This window comes from Marinobacter lipolyticus, from assembly GCF_018424605.1.
GTDB lineage: Bacteria > Pseudomonadota > Gammaproteobacteria > Pseudomonadales > Oleiphilaceae > Marinobacter > Marinobacter lipolyticus_B.
In genome coordinates this window covers 26,096-41,514 of sequence record NZ_QTKT01000017.1, presented here as the reverse complement: position 1 = coordinate 41,514, position 15,419 = coordinate 26,096, and the positions used below count along the sequence as shown (strand labels likewise).

15 protein-coding genes are annotated in these 15,419 nt (G+C 60.6%); 3 read left to right on the top strand and 12 right to left on the bottom strand.

The annotated features are described in order from the left end of the window. The 8 genes from DYI22_RS16805 to flhA form a co-directional block, all read right to left on the bottom strand. Positions 1-460 (bottom strand): response regulator (locus tag DYI22_RS16805; RefSeq protein ID WP_213479213.1); only part of this gene is annotated, 460 nt, incomplete at its 3' end. Between the two features lie 34 nt (positions 461-494). Continuing rightward, on the bottom strand, positions 495-2,573 hold the full coding sequence (locus DYI22_RS16800; RefSeq protein ID WP_213479212.1) for a chemotaxis protein CheA: 2,079 nt from the start codon (positions 2,571-2,573) through the stop codon (positions 495-497). 16 nt (positions 2,574-2,589) lie between these two features. After that, complete coding sequence (locus DYI22_RS16795; protein WP_213479211.1) at positions 2,590-3,375, bottom strand: protein phosphatase CheZ; 786 nt, start codon at positions 3,373-3,375, stop codon at positions 2,590-2,592. 21 nt (positions 3,376-3,396) lie between these two features. After that, positions 3,397-3,780 carry a chemotaxis response regulator CheY gene (gene cheY / locus DYI22_RS16790; protein WP_048495094.1) on the bottom strand — a complete coding sequence of 128 codons (384 nt, stop codon included), beginning with the start codon at positions 3,778-3,780 and terminating at the stop codon, positions 3,397-3,399. A gap of 187 nt (positions 3,781-3,967) precedes the next feature. Next, positions 3,968-4,711 (bottom strand): RNA polymerase sigma factor FliA, encoded by a 744-nt coding sequence (locus DYI22_RS16785; protein ID WP_213479210.1) that lies wholly within the window; start codon positions 4,709-4,711, stop codon positions 3,968-3,970. Between the two features lie 30 nt (positions 4,712-4,741). Beyond that, positions 4,742-5,554, bottom strand: a complete 813-nt coding sequence (locus DYI22_RS16780) for a MinD/ParA family protein (RefSeq protein ID WP_213479209.1) — start codon at positions 5,552-5,554, stop codon at positions 4,742-4,744. 103 nt (positions 5,555-5,657) lie between these two features. Further along, on the bottom strand, positions 5,658-6,944 hold the full coding sequence (gene flhF / locus DYI22_RS16775; protein WP_213479208.1) for a flagellar biosynthesis protein FlhF: 1,287 nt from the start codon (positions 6,942-6,944) through the stop codon (positions 5,658-5,660). Between the two features lie 61 nt (positions 6,945-7,005). Continuing rightward, positions 7,006-9,174 carry a flagellar biosynthesis protein FlhA gene (gene flhA / locus DYI22_RS16770; protein WP_213479207.1) on the bottom strand — a complete coding sequence of 723 codons (2,169 nt, stop codon included), beginning with the start codon at positions 9,172-9,174 and terminating at the stop codon, positions 7,006-7,008. A gap of 200 nt (positions 9,175-9,374) precedes the next feature. On the opposite strand from flhA, the gene upp reads away from it, so the two are divergent. Genes upp through DYI22_RS16755 form a run of 3 tightly spaced genes read left to right on the top strand, consistent with a single transcriptional unit; the run spans position 9,375 to position 12,107 of the window. Further along, positions 9,375-10,013 (top strand): uracil phosphoribosyltransferase, encoded by a 639-nt coding sequence (upp, locus tag DYI22_RS16765; protein ID WP_213479206.1) that lies wholly within the window; start codon positions 9,375-9,377, stop codon positions 10,011-10,013. A 2-nt stretch (positions 10,014-10,015) separates the two neighbouring features. Next, positions 10,016-11,272, top strand: coding sequence for a uracil-xanthine permease family protein (locus DYI22_RS16760; protein WP_213479205.1), 1,257 nt, complete (start codon positions 10,016-10,018; stop codon positions 11,270-11,272). Continuing rightward, positions 11,253-12,107, top strand: coding sequence for a class I SAM-dependent methyltransferase (locus tag DYI22_RS16755; RefSeq protein ID WP_213479204.1), 855 nt, complete (start codon positions 11,253-11,255; stop codon positions 12,105-12,107). Before DYI22_RS16760 ends, DYI22_RS16755 begins: the two co-directional genes overlap by 20 nt. A gap of 340 nt (positions 12,108-12,447) precedes the next feature. Here DYI22_RS16755 and flhB read toward each other — a convergent pair whose 3' ends face one another. The 4 genes from flhB to fliP are packed head-to-tail and all read right to left on the bottom strand — an operon-like array spanning position 12,448 to position 15,416. Beyond that, a complete protein-coding gene (gene flhB / locus DYI22_RS16750) occupies positions 12,448-13,584 on the bottom strand; it encodes a flagellar biosynthesis protein FlhB (RefSeq protein ID WP_213479203.1) in 1,137 nt (378 codons plus the stop codon). Further along, positions 13,584-14,369: a flagellar biosynthetic protein FliR gene (gene fliR / locus DYI22_RS16745; protein ID WP_213479202.1), complete on the bottom strand. Its 786-nt coding sequence runs from the start codon at positions 14,367-14,369 to the stop codon at positions 13,584-13,586. The genes flhB and fliR overlap by 1 nt, the downstream gene beginning before the upstream one ends. 3 nt (positions 14,370-14,372) lie before the next feature. Beyond that, positions 14,373-14,642 (bottom strand): flagellar biosynthesis protein FliQ, encoded by a 270-nt coding sequence (gene fliQ / locus DYI22_RS16740; protein ID WP_213479201.1) that lies wholly within the window; start codon positions 14,640-14,642, stop codon positions 14,373-14,375. Positions 14,643-14,651: 9 nt separating this feature from the next. Then, positions 14,652-15,416, bottom strand: coding sequence for a flagellar type III secretion system pore protein FliP (fliP, locus tag DYI22_RS16735; RefSeq protein ID WP_323132933.1), 765 nt, complete (start codon positions 15,414-15,416; stop codon positions 14,652-14,654). Between the last annotated feature and the right edge of the window lie 3 nt (positions 15,417-15,419).

The following is a 15,419-nucleotide window of genomic DNA, read 5'->3' as shown; positions in this document are numbered from 1 at the left end:
GGCGCGCAGGGGCGGCGGGGGTAGGTGCGGGTCGTGATGCCTGTGCCGGCTTCACGCCGGGGCGGCTGCCCGCCACGTCCAGCACCCGCTCCACCAGGATTTTCTGTAACTGACTGGAATCCCGCGCGATCTCTTCAAAGTTCTTGGGAAGGAAATCAACGGCGCCGGCCTCAAGCGCATCAAGGGTCACGCGGGCGCCTTCGTAAGTCAGCGACGAGAACATCAACACCGGCACCGGGTGCCGCTTCATGATCTCCCGCACCGCAGAAATGCCGTCCAGAATGGGCATTTCATAATCCATGGTGATGACGTCGGGTCGCAGCTTTTCCGCCAACTCGACCCCTTCCCGGCCGTTGGTGGCAACACCCACAACCTTGATCTGACCGGATGCCGTCAGGATTTCCATCAGACGCTTACGGAAAAATCCGGAGTCATCAACAACCAGGACAGAAACTGTCATCCAATTCTCCTAAACCTTGGTCGCTCCGCGCGCTTCACCCGTAGTGCTGAAGCAGGCTGGGCACATCAATAATCAGGGCAATGCGCCCGTCCCCGGTTATCGTCGCCCCGGCCATGCCCGGCGTACCTTGCAATGCGCGCCCCAGTGGCTTGATAACCACCTCTTCCTGGCCGACTAGTTGATCCACCACGAAGCCGACCTGGCGGGTTCCCATGGCCACAATGACCACATGCGCGTTCTCGGACTCGGCTTCGGACTGGGCGTCTTTGACCAGCCACCGCTTGATGTGGAACAGGGGAAACACCTTGTCGCGAACCACGATGCATTCGCGGCCGTCGACAATGTTGGTTTTGCTCAGGTCGAGGTGGAAGATCTCCACCACATTGACCAGCGGCAGCGCAAACGACTGATCGCCCAGCATGATCATCAGCGTCGGCATGATGGCCAGCGTCAGCGGGACCTTGATGACAATGCGCGAGCCTTTGCCCAACTCCGATTCAACACTGAGCTGGCCATTGAGCTGGCCAATCTTGGTCTTGACCACGTCCATGCCAACCCCGCGGCCGGACACGTCGGAAATCTGGTCTTTGGTGGAGAAGCCCGCCGCGAAAATCAGGTTATAACACTCGCTTTCGGTGAGCCGGTCGGCGGCGTCCTGATCGTAGATGCCTTTCTCCACGGCTTTGCGCCGCAGCACCTCCGGATCCATGCCGGCGCCGTCGTCTTCGATGGACAGCAGGATGTGATCCCCCTCCTGCTCGGCATTCAGGGTCACCGTGCCGCCGCGGGGCTTGCCGGCCTTCTCACGGACATCCGGGGCTTCAATGCCGTGGTCCACCGAGTTCCGCACCAGGTGAACCAGTGGATCGGACAACGCCTCCACCAGATTCTTGTCGAGGTCGGTTTCTTCCCCGTGCATCACCAGGTTCACTTCTTTTTTCAGGTTGCGGGCCAGGTCACGGACCACCCGCGGGAACCGGCCAAAGACTTTCTTGATCGGTTGCATCCGCGTTTTCATCACCGCGGCCTGCAGATCGGTGGTCACCACGTCCAGGTTGGAGACCGCTTTGTGCATGTGCTCGTCTTCACTGGCCGCGCCGAGGCGCTGCATGCGGTTGCGTACCAGTACCAGCTCGCCCACCATGTTCATGATGTCGTCCAGGCGTTTGGTATCCACCCGCACGGTGGTCTCGGCGGCGGGCGCGCTGTCTTTGGCAGCGCCACTGGCCGCCGGCGCTTTCACTTCGGCTTTGGCCGGTTCCGCTGCGGGCGCGGGCTTGCCAGCATCGGCTTTCGGCTGCGCCGCCGCTTCAGCTGGCTTATTGACCTCTGCGGTGGGGCTACCACCCTTGCCATGCAACTGATCCAGCAGGTTCTCGAATTCGTCATCGGAGATCAGGTCATTGCCTTCCGCTGCAGAGGCGGGCTCGGCGCCTGCCGCTTCCTCGTCCGCCGGGGCGCCGGCAAACTGCCCCTTACCGTGAAGCTGATCCAGCAGCGCTTCAAATTCATCGTCGCTAATCTCATCATCACCGGAACTGTCGCCGGCCCGGGGCTGGTCAGCGGACGCCTGATCGTCCTGGGATTGCTTACCCGCCTGGTCATCCCCCAGCGCATCCAGCAGTTGCTCGAACTCGTCGTCGGTAATGTCGCCGTGGTCGGCGTTTGCAGACGATTCCGGTGCGGTGGACGGGGACGGCTCAGACGCCACCCCTGCCCCGCTGTCCGGCCGGGCCAGGGCATCCAGCGCCGCAATCAGTTCGTCCGGGGCCGGCGTCGGGTCTTCGTGATTGCGGACCTGCTCGAACATGGCGTTAACGTGGTCGAGGGCCTCGAGCACCACGTCCATCAGTTCCGCATCCACCTTGCGCTTGTGGTTCCGGAGAATATCGAACACGTTTTCCGCCGAGTGGCAGCAATTCACCAGGGCATCAAGCTGCAGGAACCCGGCACCGCCCTTGACCGTATGAAAACCGCGGAAAATGGCGTTGAGGAGATCGCTTTCGTCCGGGTGTCGTTCCAGATCGACCAACTGCTCGGACAGCTTTTCGAGTATCTCGCCTGCTTCGACCAGAAAGTCCTGCAGGATCTCTTCATCGGCATCAAACGCCATGGGTTACCCTCTTGATTCAGAATCCGAGACTGGACAGAAGATCATCAACATCGTCCTGACCCGCTACTACATCTTCACGCTCTTCCGCCTTGATCTGCGGACCCACGCCCTGTTCGGCCGATATTTCTTTCGCCTCAAGCTCGTGCACGGTGCCGGTAAGCTGGTCCACGTGGCTGGCCATAACCACCAGGCTCAACAAGTGTTCCTCGACTTCCTTGACCAGTGCCGTGACTTTCTGGATCACCTGGCCGGTCAGATCCTGAAAATCCTGTGCCAGCAGGATCTCGGACAGGTTGCCGCAGATGAGATCGGCGTCGCCGGCCAGGGTAACGAAGAAGTTATCGATCCGGCCGTACAGATCCCGAAATTCCGCCGGCTGCATCTCGCGACGACGCAGGCGCTGCCATTCGTCCCGCAGCAGCGCGGCCTCGTCTCGCATGGCGTGGGCACGCGGCATGGCGTCTTCGGCCAGGTCCATGGTGCGGTTGGCCGCCTGCCCGGTTTTCTGAACCACGTATTCCAGGCGGTCGGAGGCGTCCGTCATCATCGACAGCGCTTCCTGCTGCTCGGCGTTACGGGGGTCGATCTGGAAATTGCGAATCGCTTCGTGAAGGCTCCGGGTCAACCGGCCGACTTCCCGGTACAGGCTCTGATCGCGGACCTCACTCAGGTCATTGATCAACGTCATCGCCTGGCCGTATTCGCCGGCATCGATCTGTTCCACCAGGGCATTGGCCTGGGCGCGGAGCTTTTCCTTCACCTCCGGATCAAGATCCTGGGGGTTGTTTTTGCTATCGCTCATGAGAGCCCATCCGACCTCGGGTTACTGAATTCGTTCGAAGATTTTCTCAATCTTCTCTTTAAGCACCGCGGCAGTGAACGGCTTGACCACATAGCCGTTGACGCCGGCCTGGGCGGCCGCCACGATCTGGTCGCGCTTCGCTTCGGCGGTGACCATGAGTACCGGCAGGGTCTTCAGGTTTTCATCGGCGCGTACAGCCTTGAGCAGGTCGAACCCGGACATGCCCGGCATGTTCCAGTCGGTTACCAGAAAATCGTACTTGCCGCTGCGCAGCATCGGCAGCGCGGTGTTACCGTCGTCGGCTTCGTCGGTGTTGGTGAAACCCAGATCACGCAGCAGGTTTTTAATGATCCGTCGCATCGTAGAAAAGTCATCCACAATGAGGATTTTCATGTTTTTGTCCAAAGGGACCTCCAGTTTGTAACACCCGGAATACGTTTTATCTTTCTGCCACAATTGCGGCAGGCCGGCGGTTTAACCGCTTATTGTGTGGTGTTTGGTCCGGTTGTAAAGCGCCGGTTACCAAAAGCTACAGAGCGCCAACCTGAGCACACGTTGGCGCTCTCCGTGATGACGGGTAACAGGGGCGGACCTACGCACCGGAATCCTGCCGCCAACCTGCCAGGCGCCCCTTGAGACGAAGCGCGGCCTGGCTGTGAATCTGGCTGACCCGGCTTTCGCTGACCCCAAGGACCGCACCGATCTCCTTGAGGTTGAGCTCCTCCTGGTAATACAGGCTGAGTACAAGCTTTTCCCGTTCCGGCAACTCGCCGATGGCCTCCGCCAGACTGCGCCGGAATGCATCAGACGTGATGCCATCCAGCGGATTATCACTGGCTTCTGTTTCTTCTATCGGCAGGTCGCCGGATTCATTGAGCTCATCGAGGCTAAAAAGACGACCACTGTTGGCATCGCTGAGGCTGGAATGGTATTCGTCGAGGCTGATGCCCAGCTCCTCCGCAACCTCCTGGTCCTGAGCCTCGCGGCCACAACGGTCTTCGACGGCCTTGATGGCCTGGGATATTCGGCGGGCATTGCGATGGACCGAGCGGGGAACCCAGTCGCCTTTGCGAATCTCGTCCACCATGGCACCGCGGATACGGATACCGGCGTAGGTTTCGAAGGTGGCGCCCTTCGCGGAGGTGTAGCGCTGAGCGGCTTCCAGCAGGCCGATCATCCCCGCCTGCATAAGGTCATCGAGCTGAACCGAGGCCGGCAGGCGGGCCATCAGGTGCAGCGCGATCTTCTTGACCAGTGGCGCGTGCTCCTCCACCAGGCGGGAGGCGCCGCTTTCACCGGTGTTCTGGTAGATTCCGAGGTTTTTCGCCAATGCCATGTGTCCAGCTTTTCGGTGACAGGATCTAACTCAGACTTCGACGAGTCGCTCCACAAAGAACTCGAGATGGCCGCGGGGAGACGTCGGCAATGGCCAATTGTCGACCTTGTCCGCCAGCGCCTTGATCGCCAGCGACGCTTTGGCGCGCGGGTACACCTCCAGCACGGCCTTTTGCCTCTGCACCGCTTTTTTCACCGCTTCGTCGTAGGGCACCATGCCTACATATTGTAGCGCGACATCGAGAAACCGCTCGGTCACCCGGGTCAGCTTTTCGTAGAGGTGACGACCTTCCTGCTCGTTGCGCACCTGATTGGCGAGAATGCGGAAACGGCTGGTGCCGTAATCACGGTTCATCAGCTTGATCAGCGCGTAGCAGTCGGTGATGGATGTGGGTTCGTCACACACCACCAGCAGGAGTTCCTGGGAGGCCCGCAGAAAACTGACCACCGATTCGGAGATGCCGGCTGCGGTATCGACAATCAGCACATCGATCTGATCGCCCAGATCACTGAACGCATTGATCAGACCCGCATGCTCCATGGCGGTCAGCTGGGTCATGCGCTGGGTGCCTGAGGAGGCGGGCACGATCTTGATGCCGCCCGGCCCCGTGACCAGCACATCCCGCAGTTCACATTCACCGGCGAGCACGTCAGAGAGGTTGCGATTGGCGGTGATGCCCAGCAGCACGTCAATGTTGGCCAGACCGAGGTCAGCATCCAGCAACACGACGCGCCGGCCCTTCTGCGCCAGCGCAATACCGAGGTTGACCGACACGTTACTCTTGCCAACGCCGCCCTTGCCGCCGGAGACTGCAATCACCTGTACCGGATGTGGTTTTGTCATACTTGATTATTCTCTCGCCACGTTTGACCGAAGGCTCAGTTGTTATTCAACGGCGCATGCTGCAATGCGGATACGACGTCCTCCGGACTGTCCGGGACCCGGATCAGGCACCCTCTGCTACCGCCTGTTGTTGCTGGAGTGTTTTCAGCCGCTCCACGGCCAGCCGAACCAGCGGTACCGCTTCGGCGTGGTGCAGGTCTTCGGGGATCTTCTGTCCGTCGGTGTAATAGGCTACCGGCAGGCCAGACTCCATGACAAACCCCAGAGACTCACCCAGTGTCAGGGCTTCGTCGATTTTTGTCATCACGCAACCCGCAAGATTTGCCATCTTATAGCAATGCCAGACGGATTTCATGATGCGCGGCTGACTGGTTGCAGAAACCACCAGATGGGTACGAATCCGATGATGGCTGCGGGCCAGCTCGGACAGTTGCTGCTCATAGCCTTTATCGGAGCTGGTCAGGCCGGCCGTATCGATCAGCACCAGGTGGCGATCTGACAGTTCGTCGAGAATATCGTCGAGTGAATGGCTCTCATCCACCACCCGCACCGGCACGTTAAGAATGCGACCGAACACGAACAGCTGCTCGTGGGCGGCGACGCGGTAACGGTCAGTGGTCACCAGGGCCAGGGAATCTGCACCGTGGCGCAACACGTGGCGGGCAGCCAGTTTGCCGATGGTGGTGGTCTTGCCGGAACCGGTCGGCCCTACCAAGGCAAAGACCCCGCCCTGATCCAGCCACTCCTGACGGGCGGTTTTCACGCCGGTGGCAAGCATTTTCAGGGACTGTTTCCAGCCATCTTCCAGGCGACCCCCGTTGTGCCGGCGCGACAGGGAATTGGCCAGTTCGAGACCAAGACCGAATTCCTGCAGACGCTCGGACAGTCGCTGCTGTACCGCATTGGACGCCGGCTTGGCGGGCTCAGGCCGTTGCGCTCCCATCAGATCACGCAGTGAGCTGATTTCAGCACGCATCTGTGCCAGCTCATCCGAGTAGCCGCCACCCGCCACGGCGGACCGGCCGATCTCCAGCTCGGGCTCTGGCGAGGCATCCTCGATCAGCGCCGCGCCGCCGGTATAGCCCGCTCCCACGCTGGCGCGCTTTTCACGCACCTCGCGGATGCGGTCACGGGAACGGCCCAGCTCCTGCTCCAGTCGGCGATGCTGTTCCACCTGCATTTCCGCCAGCCGGGACCCGTTGGTGGCCTCCCGGGCCTGGTCACCCAGGCGCTGGCGCGCCATGTTTTCGTCATAATCCAGTGCCGTCACAATTTCGACGCCACCGTCCACCCGGCGGTTGGAGAGAATCACGGCGTCCGGGCCCATCTGTTCCCGCACCTGTTTCAGGGCTTCTGCCATGCTCTGTGCAAAAAAACGTTTTACTTTCATGATGCCTCGTCCTCCACCGGCAACGCCGTGCCTGCGTTGTCCGCTTTGTCATCCGTTACCGTTACTGGCCCACGGACGCCACAATGGTGATCTGTTTGTTGTCCGGAATCTCCTGGTAGGAAAGCACGTGCAGCCTTTCCACCCCGAAACTGGCGAACTTCGCCAGCACCGGCCTCAGCGGGCCCGACACCAGCAGGATCGCTGGCTTTCCGAGCATCTCCTGGCGCTGGACGCTTTCCTGCAACGAGCGTTGCAGCTTCTCCACCATGTTCGGTTCCAGCACCAGCCCGATGTCTTCCTGACCGCCGGATTGTTGACTCTGTTGCATGGACTTCAGCAATAACTGTTCCAAGTCCGGATCAAGGGTGATAACCGGGATCTCCTGCTCGTTGCCACAGATGCTTTGCACAATCATCCGCCGCAGTGACTGACGGGCCACCGTGGTGAGCAACTTGGGGTCCTGGCTGCGCGGGTGCACATTGACGATGGCCTCGGCAATCGAGCGCATATCGCGGATCGGCACCTCTTCCTTCAACAGGTTCTGCAACACCTTCAGCAGAAGGCTGATGGAAATGGTGGTGGGCACCAGCTCTTCCGCCAGCTTGGGCGACACCTTCTCCAGCTGGTCCAGCCACTTCTGGGTTTCCTCATGGCCGAGCAGTTCGTGGGCGTGCTTCTGCAACACCTGGTTAAGATGCGTCGCCACCACGGTACTGGCATCCACCACGGTGTACCCAAGGGTCTGGGCCTGATCCTTCCGGTCCGGTTCGATCCAGCAGGCGTCCAGACCAAAGGCCGGGTCTTTGCCTTCAATTCCTTCGATCTTGCCGAACACCTGACCCGGATCGATGGCCAGCTCCCGGTCCGGGTGAATCTCCGCCTCGGCCAGGGTGACCCCCATCAGGGTGATGCGATACACGTTGGGCATCAGATCCAGGTTGTCGCGAATGTGTACCGACGGCATCAGAAAACCCAGGTCCTGGGACAGCTTCTTGCGGACACCCTTGATGCGACTCAACAGCTGACCACCCTGGGACTTGTCCACCAGCGGGATCAGCCGGTAGCCCACTTCCAACCCGACGATGTCCACCGTGGCCACATCGTCCCAGCCCAGTTCCCGGTTCTCTCCGGGTGCTGGCAGCGCCTGCCCCTGCTCTGCACCTTCCACCCCGGGCGGCACATCGCGGCCGGCCGGTCGGGCACCGCCACTGCGCACCGGGAAGGCGCCGTCTTCCTCAACGGTCTGCCGCTCCTGCTTCCAGATCAGGTAGGCCGCACCCGCAGCGATTCCGCCCAGACCAAGAAACGCCAGGTGCGGCATGCCCGGAATCAGGCCGAGGATGATCAGAATGACCGCCGCAATACCCAGTGCCTTGGGGGCGCTGAACATCTGCTGCAGAATCTGCCCGCCCATGTCCTGACTGGAGGTTACCCGGGTGACCATGATCGCAGCGGAGGTGGACAGCAGCAGCGAAGGAATCTGCGCCACCAGGCCGTCACCAATGGTCAGCAGGGCGTAGTTCTGCATGGCGGTGCCGAAATCCAGGCCATGCTGCAACATGCCGATGGCCACGCCGCCAATGATGTTGATGGCGAGAATCAACAGCCCGGCCACCGCGTCGCCCTTGACGAATTTGCTGGCACCGTCCATGGAACCGTAGAAGTCAGCCTCCTGGGCGATCTCGCCACGGCGGTGCTTGGCCTCTTCCTGGTTGATCAGGCCGGCGTTCAGGTCGGCATCAATGGCCATCTGCTTGCCGGGCATGGCGTCCAGCGTAAAGCGGGCGCTGACCTCGGAAACACGGCCGGCACCCTTGGTAACCACCAGAAAGTTAATGATCATCAGGATCGCGAACACCACCAGGCCCACGGCGTAGTTACCGCCGATCAGCACCGCACCGAACGATTCGATCACCTTACCGGCGGCGTCTCCGCCTTCGTGCCCGTTGAGCAGTACAATGCGGGTGGACGCCACGTTCAGCGCCAGCCGCAGCAGCGTGGCGACCAGCAGCACCGTCGGAAACGAGGCAAACTCCATCGGCCGCAGGGCGTAGACACACACCAGCAGAATGACGATGGACAGGGTGATGTTGAAGGTGAAGAACACGTCCAGCATGAACGCCGGCATGGGCAGGATCATCATACCCAGCAGCCCCATCAGCATGATGGGAATGCCCAGGTTTCCCCGCGTCAGGGATTTGACGTTATTCAGGACTAAAGCTCTGTCCATGCCTGGAATGTCTCCGCGTGCCTTGCCTGCCGGCAGTCGTTTGGTCGAAATTATGACGCTGACGCATCGTATGCAGGAGTATGGGCAAGATCCGTACCAGCCCTTACGGGATTTCACTTTTCAGTGCCTGACGCGACCTTCCAGATACGGTATCCTTGCGCCATTTACTCCGACACAGCAGACAGACAAAAGGTGACGCCATGCCCATCCACGAGGTCAAACACCCTCTGATCCGCCACAAACTCGGTCTGATGCGCCGCGCGGACATCAGCACCAAGAATTTTCGCGAATTGGCACAGGAAGTTGGCGCGCTGCTGACCTACGAAGCCACCAAGGATTTTTCGCTGCAGGAAAAGACCATCGAGGGCTGGGCCGGCCCGGTGAAGATCGAGCAGATCCAGGGCAAGAAAGTGACCATCGTGCCGATCCTCCGTGCCGGCATGGGTATGCTCGATGGCGTGCTCAGCCTGATCCCCGGCGCGCGCGTCAGCGTGGTGGGACAAATCCGCAACGAGGAGACCCTGGAAGCCAGCACCTACCTTGAGAAGCTGGTGGGCGAACTGGACCAGCGGCTGGCCATGATCATCGACCCGATGCTCGCCACCGGCGGCTCACTGATCTCCACCATTGATCTGCTCAAGAAGGCCGGCAGCACCGAAATCCGAGCGCTGATTCTGGTGGCCGCCCCCGAGGGTGTGGAGAAAGTACTGGAAGCGCATCCGGACGTGTCCATCTATACGGCCTCAATTGACGAGCGCCTGAACGAGAAAGGCTATATCCTTCCCGGACTTGGTGATGCCGGCGACAAAATCTTCGGCACCAAGCAGAAGGACGTCTGAACATGCAGGACCACACCAACGACCCGATCTGGAAACAGGCTGTCGCGGGCTCGCAGATGCTGCTGGTGGCCTTTGGCGCACTGGTGCTGATGCCGCTGATCACAGGGCTTGATCCCAATGTCGCGCTGTTTACCGCCGGTCTGGGTACGCTGATTTTCCACATCGTCACCGGTGGCCAGATTCCCATTTTCCTGGCCTCTTCCTTTGCCTTCATCGCCCCGGTGATTGCCGCCAAGGGCCGTTTCGGCCTGGAAGAAACCCTGGGCGGCCTGATGGCCGCGGGTATTCTCTACATCATCCTCAGTGGCGCCGTGCGACTGCGGGGCACCGGCTTCATCACCCGGTTGTTGCCTCCCGTGGTTATCGGCCCGGTGATCATGGTGATCGGCCTGGGGCTGGCGCCGGTCGCCGTGCACATGGCCTCCGGCCGCACCGGAGACGGCGCAGCGGAACTGGTGCCCTACGACACCGCCATCTGGATCGCCATGATCTCCTTGGTGGTAACAGTGATTATGTCAGTGTGGGCGAAAGGCATTTTCCGCCTGATCCCGATCATGTTCGGTGTGGTTGTCGGCTATGTACTGTCTGCTTTTGCTGGCATCGTGGATCTGACCCCGGTGCGCGAGGCGCCCTGGTTCGCCGTACCCAACTTCGTCGCTCCGGAGTTCAGCTGGGGTGCCATCCTGTTCATGATTCCGGTGGCTATCGCACCTGCCATCGAGCACATCGGCGACATCCTGGCCATCGGCACCGTGACCCGCAAAAACTACCTGGACAAACCCGGCCTGCATCGCACGCTGCTGGGGGATGGCCTGGCCACCAGCGCTGCCTCCATGCTCGGCGGACCACCGAACACCACCTACTCGGAAGTGACCGGAGCGGTAGTACTGACCCGCAATTTCAACCCGAAGGTAATGTGGTGGGCGGCCGTTATTGCCATTGTGCTGGCCTTTGTCGGCAAATTCGGCGCGGTGCTGCAGACCATTCCGGTCCCGGTCATGGGCGGCATCCTCTGCCTGCTGTTCGGCTCCATCGCGGTGGTTGGCCTAAACACCCTGATCCGCCACCAGGTGGACCTGGCCCAGTCCCGTAATCTGGTGATTGTTGCCATTACCCTGGTGTTCGGCATTGGTGGCATGGCCATTGGCCAGTTCGAGGGCATTGCCCTGAGCGCCGTGGTGGCGATTGCCCTGAACCTGATTCTGCCGGGCACGAGGGAAGCCTGGGGCAAGGCGATTTATGAGCAAAAAGCCGACTGACAGTTCGGGCATCAGCTTCACTGCCCTGTATACCGGTGCCGTCTGGCACCGGAACGGGTTGTCTGACGATGCCCTGAGCACCGAACAGGGCCGCTGGCTCTATCACCTGATGAGCCCGTTCGAGACCGCCAGCAAGGCCGCCATCGGTGGCAACATCCGCACGTTCCTGTTGCAACGTCACCTGATCATCGACCACCTGATTGAGCGGGCCATTCGTGAAGACGGTGTCGAGCAGGTCCTGGAAATCGCCTGCGGCATGTCCCCACGAGGCATCCGCCTGCGGGAGAAGCACCCCACCCTGAAAATGGTCGAAGCCGACCTGCCGGATATGGCCGCCCGGAAAGCGGCCAGACTTCTGGCGGCCGGGCGCCTTGGCGACCGCCATCAGGTTACTCCGGTTGATATCCTGGCCGAGGCCGGTGACCACACCCTTGAAGCCGTCGTCGCCCGCGTCTTTGACAACACCAAACCCATCGTGGTGGTCACCGAAGGCCTGACCAGCTACTTCTCCCTGCCGGTCATCACCGAATTCTGGCAACGCCTGGCCAGCGTTCTGTCCGACCGCCCCGGTTCGGTCTATCTCTCCGAAAGCTACCTGATACCCCGCCAGCCGCTGTTGCGAGGCTCCCTGAAAACTCTAGGCGGCCTGTTGGGCTCCATGACCCGCAGCCAGGTCAGCTTCCACTTCGAGGATGACCAGCAGGCCCGGGATCATTTCCTTGGCTGCGGGTTTTCTCCGGTTCGCGTCTACAATCCCAGCGAGTTCTATGGCGCACTGCCCATACCACAGAGCCGCCGTGACCCGATGGTTCGGGTTGTTAGTGCTCGGGTTTGAGCCAGGTCTTTTTTTATCTGTAGCCTGCGGGCTTCGATGAAGGGCATCGGTTGCTGGCCCTGCCAAAAAACCGCTACAAGCACGTCCGTGTGCGCTTCTCTCCGGCCATCCATGGCCTCCGAAATTTTTTGGCAGGGCCAGCAACCAATGCCCGGGTAGCTTTTCGATATATCAACAGGTGCTCGGGGTGGCTGTGGTTGCCCCCTCCCAAAAATGTGCGGAGCCAGGGATGGCGGAGCCCAAGCGCACATGGATGTGCTTGTAGCGTTTTTTGGGAGGGGGCAACCACAGCCACCCTCCCCAACCGTCAGCAGGCTACAACAGAAAAAAACCACCCAACTCAGACATCGCGCCGCATATCCGGTGGAATGGGGAAATTGGGCATGCCGGGCCGTTCGCCGCGCCCTTTGCGGAACTGTCGCAACTGGAATACGTACGCCAGCACCTGGGCGATGGCCATGTACAGGCCATCGGGAATCTCCCCGCCGACCTCGGTGTTGTGATACACCGCCCGACACAGCGGCGGTGTACGCAGGATTTCCACCTTGTTTTCGCGGGCAATCTCCATGATCTTGAAGGCTACTTCGTCGGCACCCTTGGCCACCACAATCGGCGCGGCCATGGATTTCTGATCGTACTTCAGGGCCACGGCATAGTGCGTCGGGTTGGTGATCACCACATCGGCGCCGGGCACGTCCTGCATCATACGGCGCTGGGCCATTTCCCGCTGCAGCTGGCGGATGCGGCCTTTCACTTCCGGCTTGCCCTCAGTGTCCTTGTACTCGTCCTTGACCTCCTGCTTGGTCATGCGCAGTTTCTTTTGGTGGTCGAAGATCTGAAAGGGCACATCGATGGCCGCGATGATGATGGTCGCCGCAGACAGCAGGAAAAACGTCCAGGCCATGGTCCAGAGCACGTGCTCCATGGCCGGTATCAGGGGCTCCTCGGCAATGCTGAGCAAGTCCTCTGTGCGCAGGTTGAGGATCAGCAGCGCCACCGCCATCACCAGCCCGACTTTGAGGATGGCTTTGACCAGTTCGATCAGCGACCGCGCCGAGAACATCTTTTTCAGGCCCTTGATCGGGTCCATGCGATTGAGTTTCGGCGCAATAGCCTTGCCGCTGAACAGCAGGCCGCCAATGCCGATGGAGCCGGCGATCGCTGCGATCACCAGCAGGATCATCAACGGCGCCAGCGCCAGCGCCGCTTCCTTGGCGGAGGCAATCAGCTGCACGCTCATGTGGCGGGTGTCGAAAATAGCCGAGCGCTCGAGCACGAAGCTGTCGCGCATGATGTCTTCCATGGAGGCGCCGAGACTGGCGCCGAAGATCAGCAGGCCGCCGGCGCCGGCCATCAGCACCGCCATGGTGGCCAATTCTTTGGAACGCGCGGTCTGGCCATCCTCCCGGGCTTTCTCCAGCCGTCGGGGGGTGGCCTCTTCGGTTTTTTCCTGACTGTTGTCGTTTTCTTCAGCCATCAGGGCTGCCCCTGCAGGTTCCGCATGAATTCGAAGGTTTCGCGGGTGTACTGCTCAAAGTGTGGCAGAAAATTGGCGTGCAGTACCCAGATGGAGAACAGTCCAAAAATCAGGCCAATCGGAAAACCCAGAGCAAAAATATTCATTTGCGGCGCGGCGCGGGTCATCACACCAAACGCGATGTTGACGATAAACACCGCCGATACCGCCGGCAGCGCCAGCAGCACGGCCGACACGAACATCCAGCTGATCCGGTGGGCCAGCTCCCAGACACCGCCCTGCCCCAGCCCCTCAAAGCCGATGGGTAGGGTGCGGAAGCTTTCGATGAATACCTCGAACATCACCAGATGGCCGTTCATGGCCAGAAACAGCAGAGTAATAGTGATGGTGTAGATCTGCGACAGGACCGGGACGTTCACGCCGTTGGCCGGATCGACCATGGACGCGAAACCCAGCCCCATCTGCATGGCGATCATCTGCCCCGCCACCACGAAGAGCTGCCACAGGGCGGTCACAGCGAAGCCCATACCGACGCCGATGAGGATCTGCTGCAGGGTAATCACCACGGCATCGGCGCTCAGCGCCTCGACCTGGGGCACGGGCGGAATCAGCGGGACAATCAGCAGGGTCATCAGCAGCGCCAACCCAAGGCGCACGCGGGCCGGAACCAGCTGGGTGCCGAAGATGGGGATGACCATCATGAAACTGGCCAGTCGGAACAGTGGCCACAAGTGTTGCCCCACCCACTGGCCGATCAGGTCGGCACTGATTTCGGTCGGCAACATGGCTCAGCCAATCAGAAAGGGAATACTGGTAATCAGGCGCTCGGCGTGATCAAGCAGCTTGGTCAGCATCCACGGCCCGGCAGCAATGATCACAATCAGTGTCACCAGCAGGCGTGGCAGGAAACTCAGGGTCTGCTCGTTGATCTGGGTGGCCGCCTGGAAGGTGCTGACCACCAGGCCGATGGCCAGGCCGGGGCCGATAATGACCGCCGACAGCAGCACGATCATCCACAGCGCTTCCCGCAGAATGTCGATGACGGTTTCCGGTGTCATACGCGACTCCTATATGCCGTAGCTGGCCGCCAGTGTGCCCATGATCAGCGCCCAGCCATCCACCAGCACAAACAGCATGATCTTGAACGGCAGCGAGATGATGATCGGCGACAGCATCATCATACCCATCGCCATCAACACACTGGCGACCACCATGTCGATAATCAGAAACGGTATGAACAGGATAAACCCGATCTGGAACGCCGTCTTCAATTCACTGGTTACAAAAGCCGGCATCAGCACCCAGAATGACACCTCTTCCGGCGAGTCATACTGTTCGTCGGCGATACGCATGAACAGGCCGAGATCGCTTTCACGGGTCTGGCCCAGCATGAATTCACGGAAGGGAACACTGGCCCGCTCCACCGCCTCCAGTGAGGTGATCTCTTCGGCCATGTAGGGCTGCAGGCCAACGCGATTGGCCTCCTCCAGCACCGGCTTCATGATGAAAATACTCAGGAACAGCGCCAGCCCGAGCAGAATCTGGTTGGATGGCGTGGACTGCAGGCCCAACGCCTGGCGCAGGATGGCGAACACCACGATGATGCGGGTAAAGGAGGTCATCATCATCAGCATGGCCGGCAGGAAGGTCAGCGCGGTCATCAGCGCCAGAATCTGCAGGGTAACCGAATACTCTTCCACGCCCTGCTCTTCGCCCGGCGTCATGGTAAACGCCGGGATGCCGGGCAGATCGGCCAGCGCCGTCGGGCTCCAGCCCACCAGCAGCAATAGCGGCACTAACGCCAGGCCGGATTTCAGCAAACGCATGTTCATCGG

Bases quoted from the DNA above. Each gene is read 5' to 3' on its own strand.
- DYI22_RS16800 (WP_213479212.1), bottom strand. From the start codon at position 2,573: ATGGCGTTTGATGCCGATGAAGAGATCCTGCAGGACTTTCTGGTCGAA.
- DYI22_RS16795 (WP_213479211.1), bottom strand. From the start codon at position 3,375: ATGAGCGATAGCAAAAACAACCCCCAGGATCTTGATCCGGAGGTGAAG.
- DYI22_RS16785 (WP_213479210.1), bottom strand. From the start codon at position 4,711: ATGGCATTGGCGAAAAACCTCGGAATCTACCAGAACACCGGTGAAAGC.
- DYI22_RS16780 (WP_213479209.1), bottom strand. From the start codon at position 5,554: ATGACAAAACCACATCCGGTACAGGTGATTGCAGTCTCCGGCGGCAAG.
- flhF (WP_213479208.1), bottom strand. From the start codon at position 6,944: ATGAAAGTAAAACGTTTTTTTGCACAGAGCATGGCAGAAGCCCTGAAA.
- flhA (WP_213479207.1), bottom strand. From the start codon at position 9,174: ATGGACAGAGCTTTAGTCCTGAATAACGTCAAATCCCTGACGCGGGGA.
- upp (WP_213479206.1), top strand. From the start codon at position 9,375: ATGCCCATCCACGAGGTCAAACACCCTCTGATCCGCCACAAACTCGGT.
- DYI22_RS16760 (WP_213479205.1), top strand. From the start codon at position 10,016: ATGCAGGACCACACCAACGACCCGATCTGGAAACAGGCTGTCGCGGGC.
- DYI22_RS16755 (WP_213479204.1), top strand. From the start codon at position 11,253: ATGAGCAAAAAGCCGACTGACAGTTCGGGCATCAGCTTCACTGCCCTG.
- flhB (WP_213479203.1), bottom strand. From the start codon at position 13,584: ATGGCTGAAGAAAACGACAACAGTCAGGAAAAAACCGAAGAGGCCACC.
- fliR (WP_213479202.1), bottom strand. From the start codon at position 14,369: ATGTTGCCGACCGAAATCAGTGCCGACCTGATCGGCCAGTGGGTGGGG.
- fliQ (WP_213479201.1), bottom strand. From the start codon at position 14,642: ATGACACCGGAAACCGTCATCGACATTCTGCGGGAAGCGCTGTGGATG.
- fliP (WP_323132933.1), bottom strand. From the start codon at position 15,416: ATGAACATGCGTTTGCTGAAATCCGGCCTGGCGTTAGTGCCGCTATTG.